This is a genomic window from Halorubrum ezzemoulense DSM 17463, from assembly GCF_002114285.1.
Classification (GTDB): domain Archaea; phylum Halobacteriota; class Halobacteria; order Halobacteriales; family Haloferacaceae; genus Halorubrum; species Halorubrum ezzemoulense.
In genome coordinates, this window is record NZ_NEDJ01000131.1 from 1 (window position 1) to 3,934 (window position 3,934).

Consider the following 3,934-nt stretch of genomic DNA (forward strand, 5'->3'; position numbering starts at 1 on the left):
GTCGGGGGCGAGGGGAATTTTGGGCGTGATCGAGGCTGTTGCTGGTTGGTTCAAAGCGGGCTTGAGAACTGATTGTGTCGGCAGTTACCAGGTCAGTCTTTCGTAGACGATGCCGTCTCTTCGAGAGATTGTGCGGCGGCCGTCGACGGCGACGAGCGTGGCCATCGCGTTGAACTCCTCGTCGAGGGTAGTGATCTCCTCCCAATGGTAACGATTAGGGCGGCGGAGGCGCCGTCGAGTACGGCCGCAGGCCTTTCTACGTACTGGATGCCGGGGAAGTACTCGCGCATGTTCTCGCCGGCGATGGGATCGTAGGCGACGACCTCGGCGCCACGCTGTTGGACCCCCTCGATGATGGGGATGGACCGGGAGTTCCGGATGTCGTCAGTGTCCGGTTTGAACGCGAGGCCGAGATCGGCGACGTGCTCCCAGCGATGTCGACATGGCTGTCCATCAAGGAGAGAAGGCGCTTCGGCTGCTGGTCGTTGATCTCGGTTGTAGCATCAAGTCTCAGCGGTTCGTAGTCCTCTTCGGGTAGCAGCACGGATGATGGCCACATTCCTAAGTAGACAACTTCCATCCGAGTTGACGGCATTAAGCAGAGGTTGGGAGAAATTTTGACAAATTTGTGATGTTTTGAGGCATATTCAGCACATAGGTAGCCTTTTATTACGTGACTACTACAAGCACTATGAGATGAATGACAATTCGGTCCTTTTAATAACTCCCTGGGATCGAGAAGGCGGACTAGCTACATATAGTCAATATCTAACAGAGGAAATATCCGATAATACAAATTTAGAGGTATTCAACTGGGACTATGAGTCATTATTTGAACGGGGGAGCTCAATTGGAGCAGTCAGAGATGGGATTGTAGGGGATATTCGAGAATCGGACGTTATTCATATACAATATACTTTCGGAAGGTTTCTGTTATCTGGACTGATAATTTCTGCGATTGCCAAATTATTCAATACTGAAACGGTTCTAACTCAACACGAAAGGTTCGAAAATATTCCGATGGCCAAGTTTGTGTATTATTATCATCAATTTCTGTATGTTTTTGTGGACCGCATAATCGTCCATACAACTGCCAGGAAAGAAATGATACCCAAACTACATCGAAAAAATGTGCTAGTTATTCCTCATGGAGTTATACATAGAGATATGAATAAAAGTGTCGAAATTAATGAACCAATTGAGATATTAGTTCCAGGAATGATACGTCCAATTAAAGGGCATGTGGAGATTATAAGGGCAATGTCTCATCTATCAAATTTTGACCTGCGAATTATTGGCGCGATCGATAACAAACAGTACTACAAGCGTATAGTTGAAGAAATTGAACAAGTCCCAACCGAGTGTAGTATAGCGGTTGAAACCGGGTTTATTCCCGAACGTGAGTTGCAGGCAGAAATACGGGGTGCAGATATTGTAGTGTTAGCCTATCAGAGATACACCTCAATGTCTGGCATATTAGCGCACTGTATCAGTTGGAACACACCAACTTTAGTTACCGACTGTAAGTCATTCAGATCGGTTATTAACACGGAACATGCATTCATACCCTCACATGACCCAATAGGTATCGCAAAGGGTATCAGATCCATTGGAGAGAGTAAACAAAGGAGGAAGATTATATCAAAAGAATTCAAAAGAATTTCTCAAGAATGTTCTTGGAGTAATGTGGCTGAACAGACTGAGAATTGCTATCAACAAGTTCAAGTCTAATAACACAGAATCATCATTATGGAACTATCATATCTAGTTGACACATTATCGAGGAATTGGAATAGCTGGCATTGGTGGAATGTTATATTCAATAGTCAAATAGCAGGGAGATATTATGGTATGAAAGAAAACAAGGGACTCTATGTAGCAGATGAAGACTGGGATAATCTAATAATATTAGATGGATGTAGATTTGACCTATTCTCTGAAACCATAGACAGTTATGATTTAGGAGGAGAATTGAGGAAGGTGGCATCTCGTGGAGCTGGGTCTCCTGAGTTTTTGCGTGAGAATTTTAATCGAAGGGAACTGGACGATGTCGTGTATGTAAGTGCTAACCCGTTCGTGCGGAAAGTGCTAGATTCACCTTTCCATCATACCGAACATGTTTGGCTAACAAAGTGGGATGAAGAACTTGAAACAGTCACACCTTCTGTAATGATAGAGGAGACTGTGAGATTATCAAACGAATTCCCTAACAAAAAAATAATTTCCCACTTCATGCAGCCCCATCATCCCTTCATTGGAGAGAAACAACTGGAAAGCGATCCTGGATTTGTGGGAGCGCGCGCTAAATCACTTGATGAGGAGGTCCCAGAAGCGAGGTTTGTATGGGAACAGCTTCGTCAAGGTAAAGTTACAAAATCGGAAGTTTGGGAAGCTTATCAAGATAACCTCAAAATCGTATTAGATCAGATCGGAGAACTAATAGACGAACTTCAGGGTAAAACTGTTATCACATCGGATCACGGGAACGCACTAGGTGAAAGAGCATCTCCATTCCCGACAAGAGTATACGGTCACGGGGATCGTATCCATATACCCGCGCTGCTCGAGGTACCATGGTATGAACTCCCATATACTAGCCGAAAATCGACAATATCTGAAAAGTTGGAAAAAAATGAACAAACCACAACCGATAATAAAATCAGCGAGAGACTTGAATCTCTGGGATATTTAGATCAATGAATAAAAAAGTGCTGGCCATAATCCCAGGGACCAGCTTATCAAACCCCTCAGAAGGGCATCAAGTAAGAGCATATAACCTCCTAACCGAATTAGAGAAGCGAGGATGGGAAGTAACGGTGCTTGAGCAGGGACAGAATGAAAATTCTAACTTTGAGAATTGTTATAAGTTTAAGAATATAGTTCCTGACAGACTTAACGATATTAACCCATTCCTATGGAGAGAGATAATCGACAAGGGAAAAGATGCTGACATCGTACATGTAAAAACATTCTCTGGAGTGACTGCAGCTAAGGTAATATCTCAATTACCGGGTTATGACTTCTCTGTAGTTTATGATGCCCAGAACGTTGAGGCAGCCAAAATTAAGCAGAGTAATATATCCCATCTGAATATCGTCAAAAGACTCTTTGCACCAATCGTTGTTTCGAATCTGGAGAGACTATCGGTCCGATTGGCTGATAAAGTTGTTGCGGTAAGCGACAAGGACTATAATAGGTTTAATTCGACATATGACATAGAAGACGAGAAAATAGAGGTTATCCCATCTGGGTCAAATCTAATCACAAGTAGCAAAGATGATTATACAATACCAGCGATGTCAACCTCAGACCTATGTATTGTATTTCATGGCACATATGATTACTATCCTAATAAAGAGGCTATTGAAGCAATTTCAGATGTCGCTGAGGGAATTGAGTCAGGAGATGTGCACTTCGTGATCGCTGGAAAAGGAGTTCCTTCAATAGAAACAGAGAATCTTTCGATGGTGGGGTTTGTCGACAATCTTGAGGCTTTACTAGGACGAGCCGAGATTGCTTTCGCACCCATCCGACGCGGTGGGGGAACAAAATTAAAGATAATTGATTACATGGCAGCTGAGCTACCCATAGTAACAACAACAGTGGGGGCAGAGGGTTTAGGAATCTGTGATGGTGAAGAGGCGATTATACATGATCCAGATGAAGATTCTCAAACTTTCAGAAATAGTCTGATAGAACTGATAGAGTGCTCTGGGAAGAGAAGGTCACTAGGGTCTAACGCACGAAAACGATTTGAAGAGGGTTTTTCATGGGAGAGCATTGGGGTTCGTCTAGACAATCTATATACGGGGTTGTTAAATGAGAAGTAAACACACGGACTTATTGATTGGAATCTCACTAACAACCACCACTATATACACAATTACACAAGATACAAATCTTGTTCTAGATCCAATATATTTGATCGCAGGAC

At 43.2% G+C, this 3,934-nt stretch carries 4 protein-coding genes; 3 read left to right on the plus strand and 1 reads right to left on the minus strand.

Going from position 1 to position 3,934, the window contains the following annotated elements:
* Nucleotides 1-92 precede the first annotated feature (92 nt).
* On the minus strand, nucleotides 93-380 hold the full coding sequence (locus B9H04_RS19365; RefSeq protein WP_321163284.1) for a UDP binding domain-containing protein: 288 nt from the start codon (nucleotides 378-380) through the stop codon (nucleotides 93-95).
* A gap of 316 nt (nucleotides 381-696) precedes the next feature.
* Here B9H04_RS19365 and B9H04_RS17575 point away from each other — a divergent pair, with 316 nt between their 5' ends.
* From B9H04_RS17575 to B9H04_RS17580, 3 genes are all read left to right on the plus strand, one after another.
* On the plus strand, nucleotides 697-1,731 hold the full coding sequence (locus tag B9H04_RS17575) for a glycosyltransferase family 4 protein (RefSeq protein WP_080508666.1): 1,035 nt from the start codon (nucleotides 697-699) through the stop codon (nucleotides 1,729-1,731).
* A 120-nt stretch (nucleotides 1,732-1,851) separates the two neighbouring features.
* Entirely contained in the window at nucleotides 1,852-2,700 is an 849-nt protein-coding gene (locus B9H04_RS18445; protein WP_139835154.1) for an alkaline phosphatase family protein, read from the plus strand.
* Nucleotides 2,697-3,830, plus strand: a complete 1,134-nt coding sequence (locus B9H04_RS17580) for a glycosyltransferase family 4 protein (protein ID WP_080508667.1) — start codon at nucleotides 2,697-2,699, stop codon at nucleotides 3,828-3,830. Before B9H04_RS18445 ends, B9H04_RS17580 begins: the two co-directional genes overlap by 4 nt.
* Nucleotides 3,831-3,934: the final 104 nt, after the last annotated feature.